This window comes from Streptomyces bungoensis (assembly GCF_001514215.1).
In the GTDB taxonomy this organism is placed as follows: domain Bacteria; phylum Actinomycetota; class Actinomycetes; order Streptomycetales; family Streptomycetaceae; genus Streptomyces; species Streptomyces bungoensis.
Map to the genome: position 1 here is coordinate 126,834 of NZ_KQ948856.1, position 14,913 is coordinate 141,746.

14 protein-coding genes are annotated in these 14,913 nt (G+C 73.9%); 5 read left to right on the top strand and 9 right to left on the bottom strand.

All coding sequences use genetic code 11. From position 1 onward, the window contains the following. The first annotated feature begins 178 nt into the window (after positions 1 to 178). Together AQJ66_RS15085 and AQJ66_RS15090 are read left to right on the top strand one after the other, a co-directional pair. The gene (locus AQJ66_RS15085; RefSeq protein WP_061921128.1) at positions 179 to 601 is read left to right on the top strand and encodes a carboxymuconolactone decarboxylase family protein; all 423 of its coding nucleotides are present in this window, start codon (positions 179 to 181) and stop codon (positions 599 to 601) included. A 56-nt stretch (positions 602 to 657) separates the two neighbouring features. Further along, a complete protein-coding gene (locus AQJ66_RS15090; protein ID WP_061921130.1) occupies positions 658 to 1,101 on the top strand; it encodes a DUF6314 family protein in 444 nt (147 codons plus the stop codon). Here AQJ66_RS15090 and AQJ66_RS15095 read toward each other — a convergent pair. Then, the gene (locus tag AQJ66_RS15095; RefSeq protein WP_061921132.1) at positions 1,083 to 1,676 is read right to left on the bottom strand and encodes a histidine phosphatase family protein; all 594 of its coding nucleotides are present in this window, start codon (positions 1,674 to 1,676) and stop codon (positions 1,083 to 1,085) included. The two genes, AQJ66_RS15090 and AQJ66_RS15095, sit on opposite strands and share 19 nt — an antisense overlap. Positions 1,677 to 1,811: 135 nt before the next feature. Next, positions 1,812 to 3,245 (bottom strand): aminotransferase-like domain-containing protein, encoded by a 1,434-nt coding sequence (locus tag AQJ66_RS15100; protein ID WP_061921134.1) that lies wholly within the window; start codon positions 3,243 to 3,245, stop codon positions 1,812 to 1,814. Between AQJ66_RS15100 and AQJ66_RS15105 the strand changes: the two genes are divergently transcribed. Continuing rightward, positions 3,244 to 4,158 carry a DMT family transporter gene (locus AQJ66_RS15105; protein WP_079060229.1) on the top strand — a complete coding sequence of 305 codons (915 nt, stop codon included), beginning with the start codon at positions 3,244 to 3,246 and terminating at the stop codon, positions 4,156 to 4,158. The two genes, AQJ66_RS15100 and AQJ66_RS15105, sit on opposite strands and share 2 nt — an antisense overlap. A gap of 19 nt (positions 4,159 to 4,177) precedes the next feature. Next, entirely contained in the window at positions 4,178 to 4,378 is a 201-nt protein-coding gene (locus AQJ66_RS15110; RefSeq protein ID WP_061921136.1) for a DUF1918 domain-containing protein, read from the top strand. On the opposite strand, the gene AQJ66_RS15115 is transcribed toward AQJ66_RS15110, so the two are convergent. Beyond that, entirely contained in the window at positions 4,375 to 5,613 is a 1,239-nt protein-coding gene (locus AQJ66_RS15115; RefSeq protein ID WP_208611370.1) for a glycoside hydrolase family 10-like protein, read from the bottom strand. The genes AQJ66_RS15110 and AQJ66_RS15115 overlap by 4 nt on opposite strands. A 190-nt stretch (positions 5,614 to 5,803) precedes the next feature. Between AQJ66_RS15115 and AQJ66_RS15120 the strand changes: the two genes are divergently transcribed. Further along, positions 5,804 to 6,679, top strand: a complete 876-nt coding sequence (locus AQJ66_RS15120) for a 3-hydroxybutyryl-CoA dehydrogenase (RefSeq protein ID WP_079060230.1) — start codon at positions 5,804 to 5,806, stop codon at positions 6,677 to 6,679. A 72-nt stretch (positions 6,680 to 6,751) separates the two neighbouring features. Here AQJ66_RS15120 and AQJ66_RS15125 read toward each other — a convergent pair whose 3' ends face one another. From AQJ66_RS15125 to AQJ66_RS15150, 6 genes are all read right to left on the bottom strand, one after another. Then, on the bottom strand, positions 6,752 to 7,288 hold the full coding sequence (locus tag AQJ66_RS15125; protein WP_079060231.1) for an NUDIX hydrolase: 537 nt from the start codon (positions 7,286 to 7,288) through the stop codon (positions 6,752 to 6,754). A gap of 65 nt (positions 7,289 to 7,353) precedes the next feature. Then, positions 7,354 to 8,694, bottom strand: a complete 1,341-nt coding sequence (locus AQJ66_RS15130; protein WP_061921142.1) for an NsdA family TPR-like regulatory protein — start codon at positions 8,692 to 8,694, stop codon at positions 7,354 to 7,356. 259 nt (positions 8,695 to 8,953) lie between these two features. After that, complete coding sequence (pheT, locus tag AQJ66_RS15135) at positions 8,954 to 11,467, bottom strand: phenylalanine--tRNA ligase subunit beta (protein WP_061921144.1); 2,514 nt, start codon at positions 11,465 to 11,467, stop codon at positions 8,954 to 8,956. Next, positions 11,467 to 12,588, bottom strand: a complete 1,122-nt coding sequence (gene pheS, locus AQJ66_RS15140) for a phenylalanine--tRNA ligase subunit alpha (protein ID WP_061921146.1) — start codon at positions 12,586 to 12,588, stop codon at positions 11,467 to 11,469. The genes pheT and pheS overlap by 1 nt, the downstream gene beginning before the upstream one ends. A gap of 167 nt (positions 12,589 to 12,755) precedes the next feature. Next, entirely contained in the window at positions 12,756 to 13,889 is a 1,134-nt protein-coding gene (locus AQJ66_RS15145; RefSeq protein WP_061921147.1) for a sensor histidine kinase, read from the bottom strand. A gap of 50 nt (positions 13,890 to 13,939) precedes the next feature. Beyond that, positions 13,940 to 14,794, bottom strand: coding sequence for a TrmH family RNA methyltransferase (locus AQJ66_RS15150; protein WP_061921149.1), 855 nt, complete (start codon positions 14,792 to 14,794; stop codon positions 13,940 to 13,942). Positions 14,795 to 14,913: the final 119 nt, after the last annotated feature.

Genomic DNA, 14,913 nt, shown 5'->3' on the forward strand with positions numbered 1-14,913 from the left:
CTCGTTCCGTAACAGGTGAACGCGTTATTGATTTCTCGAGGAAAGAGGAAACCGTCGATTTACGGAAGGTGTTCTCCAGGTGAATTTCCGGGCCGGCGGGGCGCGCTTGACCTGGAGCGCGCTCCAGCTCTTAGCGTGGACGGCGAACCGGACGGCGACGAGGAACGGACCAGCAGCCATGAACGAGAGCACCACCCGGGAAGAGCGCTTCGACCACGGTCTGGAGGTGCTGCGCAGGGTCGACGGCGAGGCGGGGCAGCGGGTCGTCGACTCGCTCGCCGACATCAGCCCCGAGCTGGGGCACCAGATCGTCGCCTGGGGTTTCGGGGAGATCTACGACCGCCCGCAGCTCGCGCCCCGCGACCGCCAGCTGGTCACCCTCGGCATGCTGACGGCGCTCGGCGGCTGCGAGGCGCAGCTGGAGGTGCACGTCAACGCGGCCCTCAACGTGGGCCTCGGCGCGGAGCAGATCGTGGAGGCGCTGCTGCACTCGGCCGGCTACTGCGGCTTCCCGAGGGCCCTGAACGCCACCTTCGTCGCGAAGAAGGTCTTCGCGGAGCGCGGGCTGCTGCCGGCCGATCAGCGGGAGAGCCGCCCGTAGACTCGGGCCATGGATGCGCTGGTGCCGTACGTGATCGTGCCCTGTGGGGGCCGGCCGTGAGCGGGTTCTGGCCGGTGGCCGACGTGCTGGCCCATCTGGCGGGGCGCTGGCGGGTGGACAGGAGCGTGCGGGACCTGGCCGGCGGGGACGAGGGCCGCTTCGAGGGCGTCACCGTCTTCTCCCCGCTGCCGGAGGGCGGGCTGCTGCACGAGGAGTCGGGCCGGTTCACCTGGCGGGGCGTCGCGCGGCCCGCGACGCGGACGCTGCGCTTCCTGCCGGGCCCGGTGCCGGGCACGGCGGACGTGCGGTTCGCGGACGGGCGGCCCTTCCACCACCTGGACCTCGGCTCGGGGCGGTACGTCGCCGAGCACCCGTGCGCGGCCGATCTCTACCGGGGCGAGTTCACCGTCCGGGACGCCGGGCACTGGCGCTCGGTGTGGCGGGTCGGCGGACCGGCCAAGGACCTGGTGCTCGTCACCGACTACGCGCGCGTGGGCTGAGCGGCGACCCCGTCCAGGCGGAGGTTCCAGCGGCCCGCGCGGCCGCTCACGCTGGTCGTCGACAGCGGGCGTACGTCGATGTTCCAGTACGAGGAGGGCGGGGCCTTCAGGGCGTAGACCAGGGCGGCGCGGATCACGGAGGGCTCGGCGACGGCGACGATCCGGCAGCCGTCGTCCACCGGGCGGGTGTCCAGCCAGTGGCCGACCCGGGAGATGAACCCGAGCAGCGACTCACCGCCGTGCGGGGTGGCGCGCGGGTCGGCGAGCCAGGCGTCCACCGCCTGGGGTTCGCGGGCCATCGCCTCGCCCAGCGTCAGCCCGCGCCAGCGGCCCATGTCGCAGTCGCGCAGGGCGAGCTGGACCAGCGGGGCGTAGCCGAGGGCGTCACCGGTGGCCCGGCTGCGGGGGGTCGGGGAGCAGTAGCGCAGTTCGGCCGCGGCCAGCGGCAGCAGGTCCCCGGCGACGCGCTGCACCTCGTCCCAGCCGGCCTGGTCCAGCGGCCGGTCGTCCTCGAAGCGCTCCGCGAGCAGCCGGGAACTGCGCGCGGCGGCGACGAACGTCACCCTCAGTGGCATGCGGTGATGGTGAGCCGGAAGGCTGCGCCGGTCAAGAGGTGTCACCCGCCGGATACCGGATGTGTGCGCGTCCTTACCCGAGCGTGTACGCCTTCCGCTGCTCGGCGTCCTCCCCGCCGGGCGGCGGCTTGCCGGCTAGAGGACCTCGTCGCAGGCGGCCCGCAGCCGCCGTACCCCGTCGGTGATCTCTCCCGTGCCCGCGACGGCCGCGAAGCTCAGGCGCAGGTGGGGCGCCGGGGGTTCGGCGCTGAAGTAGGGGCGGCCGGGGGTGAGGGCGACGCCGGCGCGGAGGGCGGCGGCGGTCAGGGCCGCTTCGTCGGCGCCGTCCGGGAGCCGGAGCCAGAGGTGGTAGCCGCCCGACGGGATGTGGGGCAGGGACAGTTCGGGCAGGTGCAGGGCCAGCGCACCGGTCATCGTGTCCCGGCGGGTCTTCAACTCGGCCGACAGCGCGCGCAGATGGCGGGGCCAGGCCGGAGAGCCGACGAGTTCCAGCGCGGCCTCCTGGAGCGGCCGGGGGACGAAGAAGCTGTCGACCACCTGGATGGCGCGCAGGCGTTCCAGCACGGGTCCGCGCGCGGCCAGCGCGCTCACCCGGAAGCTGGGCGAGGTGGCCTTGGTGAGCGAGCCGACGTGGACGACGACGCCGTCGGGGTCGTCGGCGGCCAGCGGCCGGGGCAGCGGGCCCGCGTCGGCGTGCACCAGGCGCCGTACGAAGTCGTCCTCGATCACGAAGGCACCCGCGGCCCGGGCGATGCGCAGCACCTCGGCGCGCCGGCCGGGGGCCAGGACGACGCCGGTCGGGTTCTGGAACAGGGGCTGGCAGACGAACACCCGGGCGCCGCTGGCCCGGAAGGCGTCGGCGAGCAGGCCGGGGCGTACGCCGTCGGCGTCGACCGGCACCGGGACCGGGCGCAGTCCGGCCGCGCGGGCCAGGGCCAGCATGCCCGGGTAGGTGGGCGACTCCACGAGGACCGGTGCGCCGGGCGGGGCGAGGGCGCGCAGGGCGGTGGCGAGCGCCGCCTGGCCGCCGGCGGCGATCAGGACCTCGGCCGCGGTGACGGCGCCGCCGATGCCGCGCGCGAACCACTCCCGCAGCTCCGGCAGCCCTTCCAGCGGCGGCCGTCCCCAGGCGCCGGGCCGCCGCCCGGCCCGGGCGAGGGCGGCGGCCATCGCCCGCTCGGGCTGCAGGGAGGGGTGCGGGTAGCCGCCGTTGAACTCCAGCACGCCCGGCGGCGGCGCGGCGAGCGAGACGGTGACCCCGGAGGCGTCCACCGTGCGCGGGACGAGGTCGGCGGCGCCCTCGGCGCTCAGCGCGACCTCCTGCCAGGAGGTGTCCCCGGCCGGGGTCTGCGGGCTGCCGGGCCGGGCCCGGAAGGCGCCGGCGCCGGGCCGGGTGACCACCAGTCCCTCGGCGGCCAGTCGGCCCAGGGCCCGGGAGACGGTCACCGGGCTCACCCGGTACCGCTCGACCAGCGCCCTGCTCGACGGGAGCTTTCCACCCGGCGAGTAGCGGTCAAGCTCTCGTCGCAGCTGTTCCGCCAGTTCACCTACACTGCTACGCTCTTGCATGAGAGTACAGAGTAGCGCTACTACGGGAAGCCCGATAGCGGTCACCGCCGCACCGGCCCGGCACCGGAGCTTCGGGGCCGCGCAGGCCGCCCTCGGCGTCGTCGCCTTCTCGCTCACCTTCCCGGCCACGGCCTGGGGTCTGGAGAGCTTCGGACCCTGGTCGCTGGTGGCGGTGCGCAGCGTCCTCGCCGCCCTGGTGGCGGGCAGCTGCCTGCTGGCGCTCAGGGTGCCGCTGCCGGAGCGCCGGCACCTGCCGGGTCTCGCGGTCGTCGGTGCCGGTGTGGTGCTCGGCTTCCCGCTGCTCACCACACTCGCGCTGCGGACCTCCAGCACCGCGCACGCCGCCGTCGTGGTGGGCCTGCTGCCGCTGACCACCGCCGCGTGCTCCGCCCTGCGCACCGGCCACCGGCCCACGCGCCGGTTCTGGCTCGCGGCACTGGCGGGGGCGGCCGCGGTGCTCGCCTTCACGGTCGGGCAGAGCGGCGGCGCGCTCACCGCGGCCGACGGCTACCTCTTCGCCGCGCTGCTGGTGTGCGCGGCCGGCTACACCGAGGGCGGCCGGCTGGCCCGGGTCATGCCCGGCTGGCACGTCATCGGCTGGGCCCTGGTCCTGTGCCTGCCGCTGGGTACGGCGGCCGCCGCCCTGGCGCTGACGCACGAACCGGTCCACCTGACCGGGCACGGGGTGGCCGGGCTGCTGTGGCTGGCGGTGGGCTCGCAGTTCCTCGGGCTGGTCGTCTGGTACCGCGGGATGGCGGCCGTCGGCATCCCGAAGGCCAGCCAGTTGCAGCTGGCCCAGCCGCTGCTCACACTGGTGTGGTCGGCGCTGCTGCTGGGCGAGCGCCTCACGGTGGCCGCTCCACTGACCGCCGTCGCCGTGCTCGTGTGCATCGCCGTCACCCAGCGGTCGTGAGCGTGAGGAGGGCCTGCCGATGCGTGCATCCGTGGGCGACCATCTTGTCCAGCACGGCAGGGTGGTCGGCCAACACGACCAGGTCTCGGAAGTCGTCGAGGTGATGGGCCGCGAGGGCAACCCGCCCTACCGCGTCCGCTTCCCGGACGGACACGAGGCCGTGATGTCCCCCGGCCCCGACTGCCAGGTCAGGCACCGGGAGAAGGAACAGCGGCTCTAGCGGCCCGGTGGCTTCGCCGGCCGCGTGTAGTGGTCGGCGACCACGCGGGCCATCGCGCCGATCGGGTCGGCCGCCACGTCCCGGGCGGCGAAGAAGACGTGCCCGCGGACCTGCGGGCGGCCGGCGGCCAGGGTGAGGTGCCGGGAGAGTTCGGCCGGGTCCTGCCAGGCCGCGGGCTGTCCCGCGGCTCCGGCCTTGTACAGCGCCTCGCCGACGTAGAGCCGCGTCCGGGTGCCCCGCGCGACGTCCGCCCACCAGTCGACCAGTGTCGCGTAGTCGGCGGCGGGGAAGCCGATGTTCCAGTACAGCTGCGGCACGATGTAGTCGATCCAGCCCTCGCGCACCCAGGTGCGGGTGTCCGCGTACAGGTCGTCGTACGTCTGCACGCCCGCCCGGGTGTCCGAGCCGCGGGGGTCGGTGCCCGCGTTGCGCCACACGCCGAAAGGGCTGATCCCGAACCGGGTGCCGGGCCGGACCCGCCGGATGCCGGCCGCCGTCTCCCGCACCAGCCGGTCGATGTTGTCGCGGCGCCAGGCGGCCCGGTCGGGGAAGTCGCCGCCGTGGCGGTCGTAGGCGTCGTCGTCGTCGAAGGTCTGGCCGGCCACCGGGTACGGGTAGAAGTAGTCGTCGAAGTGGACGGCGTCGACCGGGTAGCGCGCGACCGCGTCGAGCATGGCCCGCTGCACGAAGGCGCGGACCTCGGGCAGGCCAGGGTCGTAGTAGAGCCTGCCGCCGTAGGCGACCACCCAGTCCGGGTGCCTGCGGGCCGGGTGCGAGGGGGCGAGCCGGCCCGGGTCGGCGTGGTTGGCGACACGGAAGGGGTTGAACCAGGCGTGCAGCTCCAGGCCGCGGGCGTGCGCCTCCCGCACGGCGGTGGCCAGCGGGTCCCAGCCGGGGTCCGTGCCCTGGGTGCCGGTGAGGTACTCCGACCACGGCTCGTACGGCGAGGGCCACAGGGCGTCCGCCGTGGGCCGCACCTGGAGCATCACGGTGTTGAGCCGGTCGCGGACCGCCCGGTCCAGGTGGGCGGTCAGCTCCGCCCGCTGCTCGGCGGCCGGCAGCCCGGGCCGGGAGGGCCAGTCGCGGTTGGCCACCGTCGCCACCCACATCCCCCGCATCTCCGCGGCGGCCCGCCCGTGCCCTCCGTGCCCGGGCCGCTCCCGCGGCACCGCAGCGGCACCGTGGGCCGTCGCCAGGGTCGACAGCGCCGCCAGCGTGAACGCGCGCCGTGACATGCGCCCCATCGCCACACCCCCATACGCTTCGGATCCGCACCCTTACGGATCGTTTCCGCGCCCAAGGATGCACCCACCCGGACGATCGATCATCGATACTTGGCGGTAACGTGCACGATCGGAGCAGGCGCCGAACCCGGGGTCCTGCCACAGCCGGACACCACACCGGAGAACCAGCGAAGGGGACGATGTGACGGGCATCCCAGCGGGAGACATTGCGCGCGTCGGAGTCGTGGGCTGCGGCCAGATGGGTGCGGGCATCGCCGAGGTGTGCGCCCGCGCGGGACTGGACGTGAAGGTCGCCGAGACCACCGGCGAGGCCCTGGAGATCGGCCGCACCCGGCTGTTCAACTCCCTGTCCAAGGCCGCCCAGCGCGGCAAGATCACCGAGGAGGAGCGGGACGACACGCAGGCGCGGCTGAGCTTCACCACGGACCTCGGGGAGTTCGCCGACCGCGATCTGGTCATCGAGGCCGTCGTGGAGAACGAGCAGGTCAAGACCGAGATCTTCCAGGTGCTCGACCAGGTGGTGACCCGCCCGGACGCGATCCTGGCCTCCAACACCTCCTCGATCCCGCTGGTGAAGCTGGCGGTCGCCACCTCGCGGCCCGACCACGTCGTCGGCATCCACTTCTTCAACCCGGCCCCGGTGCAGCAGCTCGTCGAGCTGATCCCGGCGCTCACCACCTCCGAGGGCACCCTCGGCCGCGCCCAGCTCTTCGCCGAGAAGGTGCTCGGCAAGCACGCCATCCGCGCCCAGGACCGCTCCGGGTTCGTGGTGAACGCGCTGCTCGTGCCCTACCTGCTGTCCGCGATCCGCATGTTCGAGTCGGGCATCGCCAGCCGCGAGGACATCGACAACGGCATGGAGATGGGCTGCGCCCACCCGATGGGCCCGCTGAAGCTGTCCGACCTGATCGGCCTGGACACCATCGTCTCCATCGCCAACTCCATGTACGCCGAGTACAAGGAGCCGCTGTACGCCGCTCCCCCGCTGCTGCAGCGCATGGTCGAGGCGGGCCGGCTGGGCCGCAAGACCGGCTCGGGCTTCTACACCTACGGCTGACCGCCGCACGCGAGGGGCCCGGCACCTGCCCTGGTGCCGGGCCCCTCGCGTGCGCTCAGCCCCGCCGTGCCGTCAGCGGTCGGCGGGGCGCAGGTGGTGCAGCAGGAGTAACGCGGCCGCCATGTTGGCGGCCGGGACCTCCCCCCGGGCGATCAGGTCGGGCACGACCTTCAGGGGGACCCACTCCCGGCGGTCCGACTCGAAGTCGTCCACCGGGTGCCCGACGTAACGCGCCCTGTCGGACCAGTAGATGTGGTGCCGCGCGTCGCTGAGGCCGTTGGACGGCTCCACCGTCATGAGGTGGTGCAGGGGGCCCGGCCGCCAGCCGGTCTCCTCCTCCAGTTCCCGGGCGGCCGCGCTCGCGATGTCCTCGCCGTCCTCCACGACCCCGGCGGCCAGTTCCCAGCCCCAGCTGTCGGTGATGAACCGGTGGCGCCACAGGAGCAGGACCTCGCCCGCCCCGTTGACCACCGTGGCGACGGCGACCGGCCGCAGCCGGATCAGGAAGTGGTCGAGGTGCCGGCCGTCCGGCAGCTCGACATCTGCGAGATTGACGCGGAACCAGCGGTTTTCATACACAGTTTGTTCGTTCTGCTTCGTCCACTGCACGGTTCTGCCACCTTCCGCCGAGTAAGGGGCAATATCGCAGCAGCGGCTGTGAACCCGCAGGGGGCCTACAGGGGTACGCGCAGTGCGCCGTCGATGAGTTCGGCGGCCTCGGTGGTCCCCGCCGAGCCGCAGCGCACCAGGTGCTCACGCACCGCGCGGAGCCGGTCGCGCAGCCGCTGCGACTCCATCCCGCGGGCCTGTTCCGCCATCTGTACGGCGGTGGCCACCGCCTTGTCCGCATTGCCCTGGCGCAGTTCGATCGTGCTGAGCATGGCGAGCCGGTGCACCCGGCCCCGGTCGTGCGCCGGGTTGCCCACCGCGGCGGTCGCGTGCTCCCCCGCGGCGGCCAGCTCCCCGAGGCTCAGCAGCGCCTCGGCGACCTGGACGTTGACCAGGCCCGGCTGGACGTAGCCGGTCTCGTCGGGCTCGTACCCGCGCCGGATGCGTTCGGCGGCCGACTCGGCCCGGCGGATGCAGGACAGCGCGGCGCTCGCGTCGCCGAGGTGGGCGTACGCCTTGGCCTGCATCGCGTACAGGTCGGAGGCGAGGGCCGGGGTGATGTGCCGGCCGGCCGCGCGCAGCGCGGCCTCGGCGAAGGCGACGGCCTGCCGGTGCTCCCGCATGAACAGCGACTGGTTGACCAGCAGCGCGATGACGTACGCGCCGAGTCCGCGGTCCCCGCTGGCCTTCGCCAGCCGCAGTGCCTGGTGGAAGTAGCGCTGCGCGAGTCCGTGCGCGTCGGAGTCGTACGCGCAGATACCGGCGATCGCCACCAACCCACCCGTGGCGCGGTGCAGTTGACGGCCCGTGGCATCGGTGTAGCTGCCGCGCAGCAGCGGGGCCGCCTCGGCGTTGAGGAAGCCGACGACGCGGGTCCGCGTCGCGACGCCGCCGGCCTTGCGGTACATCTGCTCGTAGTGCGTGCGGGCCGCGCGCAGCATCTCCAGGTCGGCCGCCGTCACCCGGTGCCGGCCGCCGCGCGAGACGTCCACGTCCTCGGGCGGGTTCTCCCACTCCCACACCGGCATGACGGCGGGCGTCCCCGTGACGGCGGGAGCGCCGAGGACGTGCGGGCGCTGCTGCTCGTCGGAGCGCCACAGGGCGGTGGCCCGCTCCACGAACCCGGAGAGGGAACCGGTGTGCGGGGTGCTCGGCTCCCCCGGCACGCCCAGGCCGATGTCGTCCAGCGTGACCGGCCGGTGCAGCCGGGCCGCGAGCACCTCGCAGATCAGGTCGGGCACCTGGCCCCGGGGCCGCTGCCCCTTCAGCCACCGGGCCACGGCCGTGTGCTCGTAGCGCAGTGCGAGGCCGCGTCCGCGGCCCGCCTGGTTGACGTGGGCGGCGAGACCCGCGTGCGAGATCCCCGCCTCGTCCAGGATCGCGTCCAGAAGAGTGTTGGGCTGCATCGATGCCCCCCGAGTGCGCCAGGTGCGCCCAGCGTAGTGGCCCGGCTTTCACACGGGGTGTGAACGGAGTGCGCGCACCCGCACCGTGTGCGCACTGTCGCGGAGAGTGGCGCACCGGTTGACTGGACTGCCCGGTCAAGCCGCCGGCTCCCCCTCATCAAGCGGTGGCTTGGCCGGGCACCTCCCGGACACGACGGCGGCGGACCGGCCCCGAAGGGCCGGTCCGCCGCCGTCGGTGTGTGTCCGCGCCGGTGTGCGGCTAGCCGCGCAGGACCGCTCCCGTCCGCTCGCCCGCGAGGGCGACCGCCGCGTCGCGGGCGGCCGACGCCTCGTCCACGGTCAGCGTCCGGTCCGCCGCGCGGAACCGCAGCGCGTAGGCGAGGGACTTGCTCCCGTCGCCCAGCTGCTCCGCGTTCTCGTACACGTCGAACAGCCGGATGGACTCCAGGAGTTCGCCCGCGCCCTCGCGCAGGGCGGCCTCGACCTCCGCGGCCGGGACCGGCTTGTCGACGACGAGCGCGACGTCCTGCGTGGCGACCGGGAACGTGGAGATGCTCGGGGCCCGCACCGGGCCGTCGGCGGCCGCCTCCAGCGCGTCCAGGTCCAGCTCCATCGCGCAGGCGCGCTCGGGCAGGCCGAGGGCCTTGAGGACCCGCGGGTGCAGTTCGCCCGCGTGGCCGACGACCCGCTCGGTGCCGTCGGTGACGACCACGAGTTCGGCGCAGCGGCCGGGGTGCCAGGGACCGTACTGGCCCTTGCGGACGATCAGGTCGGCACCGGCCTCGCGGGCGACGACGCGCCCGGCCTCGACCGCGTCGGCCCAGCCGGCCGGGCGGCCCCTGCCCCACCAGCCGGCCTGCTCGCGGGCGCCGGCCAGGACGACGGCGACGTGCCGGGGCTGCTCGGGCAGCACGCCGTCCAGCGACGCGATCTCCTCGTCGGTGGGGCGCCGGTCCACGGGCAGGTGGGCGGCGATCCGCTGCTCGCCCCGCGGGTGGAAGACCAGCCCGGTCTCGAACAGGGCCAGGTCGTGCGAGCCGCGGCCGTCGTTGCGCCGCAGGGCGCCGAGCAGGCCCGGCAGCAGCGTCGTGCGCAGCGCGGGCTCCTCGTCGCTGAGCGGGTTGCTCAGCTTGGCGACACGGCGGGCCGGGTCGTCCTTGTCGAGGCCGAGGTGGTCGAAGACCTGCTCGCCGACGAAGGGGTAGTTCGGCGCCTCGACGTAGCCCGCGCCCGCCAGGGCCCGGCCGACACGGCGGTGCAGCCGCTGGCGGTGGGTCAGGCCGCGACCCGAGGGGAGCCGGGGCAGCGTGGAGGGCAGGTTCTCGTAGCCCTCCAGGCGGATGACCTCCTCCGCCAGGTCGTTGGCCTCGGCGAGGTCGGGCCGCCAGGACGGGACGGTGACGACCAGTTCGTCCTGGCCGAGGACGTCGCAGCCGATCTCCTGGAGGCGGCGTACGACGGTCTCGCGGCCGTAGACGACACCCGCGACCCGGTCCGGGTGGTCCGCCGGGACGGTGATGGTGTGCGGGGCCGAGGGCGCGCTGATCTGCGTGACGCCGGCCTCGGCGGTGCCGCCCGCGAGGAGGACCAGCAGGTCCACGGTGCGCTGCGCGGCGGCCGCGGCGGCCTGCGGGTCGACGCCCCGCTCGAAGCGGCGGGAGGCCTCCGAGGACAGCCTGTGGCGGCGGGCCGTACGGGCGATCGAGACGGCGTCGAAGTGGGCGGCCTCGATGACGACGTCGGTCGTGGCGTTCTCGACGTCGTCGTGGTCGGCGATCTCCGTGTTGGCGCCGCCCATGACGCCGGCCAGGCCGATCGGGCCGCGCTCGTCGGTGATGACCAGGTCCTCGGAGTGCAGCGTGCGCTCGGTGCCGTCGAGGGTGACGAGCTTCTCGCCCTCCGCGGCCCGGCGCACGCCGATCGGGCCCTGGACCAGGTTCCGGTCGTAGGCGTGCAGCGGCTGGCCGAGCTCCATCATCACGTAGTTCGTGACGTCGACGGCGAGCGAGATCGGGCGCATGCCGACCTTCTGCAGCCGGCGCTGCAGCCAGATCGGGGAGCGGGCCTCGGGGCTCAGACCGGTGACGGTGCGCGCGGTGAAGCGGTCGCAGCCGTGCGGGTCGGAGACCTGGACCGGGTACCCGAAGGCGTTCGGGGCGGGCACGTCCAGCAGGGCCGGGTCGCTGAGCGGCAGGCCGTAGGCGATGGCGGTCTCGCGGGCGACGCCGCGGATGGACAGGCAGTCGCCGCGGTTGGCGGTGACGGCGATGTCCAGGACCTCGTCGACCAGCTCCAGCAGCTCGACGGCGTCCTTGCCGACCTCGGTCTCCGGCGGCAGCACGATGATGCCGTGGCTGCCGTCGTCGCCCATGCCCAGCTCGTGGCTGGAGCAGATCATGCCGTGGGAGGTCTTCCCGTAGGTCTTGCGGGCGGCGATGGAGAAGCCGCCGGGCAGCGTGGCGCCGGGCAGGACCACGACGACCTTGTCGCCGACGGCGAAGTTGCGGGCGCCGCAGACGATCTCCTGGGGCTCACCGGTGCCGTTGGCCCGGCCGACGTCGACGGTGCAGAACCGGATCGGCTTCTTGAAGCCCTCCAGCTCCTCGATGGTCAGCACCTGGCCGACGACGAGCGGCCCCTTGAGGTCGGCGCCGAGCTGCTCGACGGTCTCCACCTCGAGGCCGGCCGAAATGAGCTTGGCCTGGACGTCGCGCCCGGTCTCCGTCGCCGGCAGGTCGACGTACTCCCGCAGCCAAGAAAGCGGGACCCGCATCAGATCTCCATCCCGAACGGCCGGGTGAACCGGACGTCACCCTCGACCATGTCTCGCATGTCCTCGACGTTGTGGCGGAACATCAGCATCCGCTCGATGCCGAACCCGAAGGCGAAGCCGCTGTACTTCTCCGGGTCGACGCCGCAGGCGGCCAGCACCTTGGGGTTGACCATGCCGCAGCCGCCCAGCTCGATCCAGCCCTCGCTGGAGCAGGTGCGGCAGGGCCGGTCGGGGTTGCCGACGGACTCGCCGCGGCAGACGTAGCACACCATGTCCATCTCGGCGGACGGCTCGGTGAACGGGAAGAAGTTCGGCCGCAGCCGGGTCTTCATGCCCTCGCCGAACAGCGACTGGACCATGTGGTCCAGGGTGCCCTTGAGGTCGGCCATGGTCAGGCCCTCGTCGACGGCGAGCAGCTCGACCTGGTGGAAGACCGGGGTGTGGGTGGCGTCCAGCTCGTCGGTGCGGTACACCCGGCCGGGGCAGATCACGTAGACCGGCAGCTCGCGGCCGAGCAGCGAGCGGATCTGCACGGGCGAGGTGTGGGTGCGCAGGACGACGCCGGACTCGGTGCCGCCGCCCCCGCCCTGCACGAAGAAGGTGTCGGCCTCGCCGCGGGCCGGGTGGTCCGGGCCGATGTTGAGGGCGTCGAAGTTGAACCACTCGGCCTCGACCTCGGGGCCCTCGGCGACCTCGTAGCCCATGGCGACGAAGACGTCCTCGATGCGTTCCGAGAGCGTGGTCAGCGGATGGCGGGCGCCCGCCGGGACGCGGTCGTGCGGCAGCGTGACGTCGACGTCCTCCTCGACGAGCACGCGGGCGTCCCGCTCGGCCTCGAGCTCGGCCTGGCGGCCGGCGAGCGCCTTGTTGACGGCGCCGCGGGCCATGCCGACGCGCTTGCCGGCGTCGGCCTTGGCGTGCGGGGGCAGGGCGCCGATCTCGCGGTTGGCGAGGGCCAGCGGGGAGGCGGGGCCGGTGTGGGCGACCTTGGCCTCGTGGAGCGCGTCGAGGGAGTCCGCGGCGGCGAAGGCGGCGAGCGCCTCGTCCCGCATGCGCTCGATCTCTTCCGGTTTCAACGCCTCGACCTCTACAGGGTCGTACGACTTATTCGGTGCCGACATCTCTTCCCGTGCTTCCGATTGGCTGGCGGACGGTCCCGTCACCGACTCCGGGCCCACTGGCGGGCCCGCTGTGGGCCCCCTGCGGCTTCCTGCGGACCGTGAAGGACACAAAGGTGCCAAAGGCCGAGTCTAACGGGGTGGAGGAACGCGAATGCGCCCGTGGGCCACTACGCGAGATACGCGGGGGCCGCCACGGGCAACGTAAATCGGAACTCGGCGCCGCCGCCGGCGGCGCGGCCGACCGTGATGGTGCCGCCGTGGGCCTCGACGATGCCCTTGACGATGTAGAGCCCGAGGCCGGTGCCGCCGCGCTTGCTGCCCCGCCAGAAGCGGGTGAAGACGCGGTTCATGGACTCCTCCGGGATGCCTGGCCCCTCGTCGCTCACCGTGACCGACGTGCCGGTTTCCTCGCCCTCGCGCGGGGACGCGGTGGGCGTGACGTCAATGGTGACGGTTCCCTCGCCGTGGCGCACGGCATTTTCCAGCAGGTTGCTGAGCACCTGGTCGATCTTGTCGGGGTCGGCCCACAGGGCGGGCAGCGGCTGTTCGAGGCGCAGCAGGAAGCGGTCGGCCCGCTGGCCGGCGGCGACGTAGGCCTGGATGTGGCGGCCGACGGCCGCGCCGATGTCGACGGGCTGCCGGCGCAGCTCCAGGCGGCCGGAGTCGATGCGGGAGATGTCGAGCAGCTCGGCGATGAGCCGGGTGACGCGGTCGGCGTCGGCGTCGACGGTCTCCAGCATCAGCCGCTTCTGGTCGTCGGTGAAGCGTTCCCACTTGGCCAGCAGGGTGGCGGTGAAGCCCTTGACGGAGGTCAGCGGGGACCGCAGCTCGTGGGCGACGGTGGCGATCAGCTCGGCGTGGCTGCGCTCGGTGCGGCGGCGGGCCTCGGTGTCGCGCAGGGCGACGACGAGGCTGCGGACGGGGCCGAGGGGTTCGTCGCGCACGAACCGGGCGGAGACGAGGACCTCCCTGCCGCCGGGCAGCAGCAGGTTGCGCTCGGGCTGCCGGGTGCGGATCGCGAGCCCGCCGTAGGGGTCGGTGAGCTGCCACCAGCGCCGGCCCTCCAGGTCCTCCAGCGGCAGCGCCTTCTCCAGCGGCTGCCCGAGGGCGTCGGCGGCCCGGACGGCGGTGATGCGCTCGGCGGCGGCGTTGAAGCGGACGACACGGCCGCTCTCGTCGGCGACGACCAGTCCGTCGGGCAGCTGGTCGGCGTCGAGGCCCGTGTGGTCCGCGAGCCGGGGCACCGGCGCGCGCTCCGCGTGCCGCCCCTCCGGCGCAGTGCTCCTGCCGGCCACCCTCATCCCCGTACCCCACCTCTCAGACGGCGCAGGGCCCCGAGCTGGTCACCTTACTAGCTCTCGGTGACGGAACGGCACCCTCCGGAGGCGCGCTGTGCGCGGGCCGACGCGTAGAGACATACGGCGGCGGCCGTCGCGAGGTTCAGGCTCTCGGCCTTTCCGTGGAGGGGGACGCGGACGACGGCGTCGGCGAGGGCGCGGGTCTCCTCGGGCAGGCCCCAGGCCTCGTTGCCGAACACCCAGGCGGTGGGGCCGCCCATGCTGCCCTTGTCCAGTTCCTCGTCCAGGTCCCGGTCACCGGCGCCGTCGGCGGCGACGATCCGCACGCCGGCGTCCTTCAGCCCGCGCACGGCGTCCGCCACGGGCACGCCGACGGCCACGGGCAGGTGGAAGAGGGAGCCGACGGAGGCCCGGACCGCCTTGGGGTTGTACAGGTCGACGGAGGCGTCGGTCAGCACGACCGCCTCGGCTCCGGCGGCGTCGGCGCACCGCAGCACGGTCCCGGCGTTGCCGGGGTCCCGCACGTGGGCGAGCACGGCGACCAGCCGGGGCCGGGCGGCGAGGACGTCCGCGAACGGGGTGTCCAGGAACCGGCAGACGCCGACGAGGCCCTGCGGGGTGACGGTGGTGGAGACGTCGGCGATGACGTCCTCGGAGGCGAGGTGCACCCGGGCGCCGGCGTCGCGTGCCGCCCCGACGATGTCGGCGTACCGCTCCGCCGCCTCGACGGTGGCGAACAGTTCGACGAGGGTGGGGGTGCCGTCGACGCGGTGCCCGGCGGCCTCCCTGACGGCCTGCGGCCCCTCCGCGAGGAACAGCCGGTCCTTGCCCCGGAAGTTCCGCTTCGCGAGCCGCCGGGCCGCGCTCACGCGGGCGGACCGGGGGGAGATCAGCTCGGGGGTGGGCATGCTCTGGGTCACCTTCGGGGGGAGTGCGACGTGCGGCGGGTCCTGGTCTGCGGCAACAGCAGGACCCGCAAGCCATGAGCCTGCGGGTCCAGTGAACGTCGGCCTAGGGCCGGCGTCGC

Bases quoted from the DNA above. Each gene is read 5' to 3' on its own strand.
- AQJ66_RS15085 (WP_061921128.1), top strand. From the start codon at position 179: ATGAACGAGAGCACCACCCGGGAAGAGCGCTTCGACCACGGTCTGGAG.
- AQJ66_RS15095 (WP_061921132.1), bottom strand. From the start codon at position 1,676: ATGCCACTGAGGGTGACGTTCGTCGCCGCCGCGCGCAGTTCCCGGCTG.
- AQJ66_RS15105 (WP_079060229.1), top strand. From the start codon at position 3,244: ATGAGAGTACAGAGTAGCGCTACTACGGGAAGCCCGATAGCGGTCACC.
- AQJ66_RS15100 (WP_061921134.1), bottom strand. From the start codon at position 3,245: ATGCAAGAGCGTAGCAGTGTAGGTGAACTGGCGGAACAGCTGCGACGA.
- AQJ66_RS15110 (WP_061921136.1), top strand. From the start codon at position 4,178: ATGCGTGCATCCGTGGGCGACCATCTTGTCCAGCACGGCAGGGTGGTC.
- AQJ66_RS15115 (WP_208611370.1), bottom strand. From the start codon at position 5,613: ATGTCACGGCGCGCGTTCACGCTGGCGGCGCTGTCGACCCTGGCGACG.
- AQJ66_RS15130 (WP_061921142.1), bottom strand. From the start codon at position 8,694: ATGCAGCCCAACACTCTTCTGGACGCGATCCTGGACGAGGCGGGGATC.
- pheT (WP_061921144.1), bottom strand. From the start codon at position 11,467: ATGCGGGTCCCGCTTTCTTGGCTGCGGGAGTACGTCGACCTGCCGGCG.
- pheS (WP_061921146.1), bottom strand. From the start codon at position 12,588: ATGTCGGCACCGAATAAGTCGTACGACCCTGTAGAGGTCGAGGCGTTG.
- AQJ66_RS15145 (WP_061921147.1), bottom strand. From the start codon at position 13,889: ATGAGGGTGGCCGGCAGGAGCACTGCGCCGGAGGGGCGGCACGCGGAG.
- AQJ66_RS15150 (WP_061921149.1), bottom strand. From the start codon at position 14,794: ATGCCCACCCCCGAGCTGATCTCCCCCCGGTCCGCCCGCGTGAGCGCG.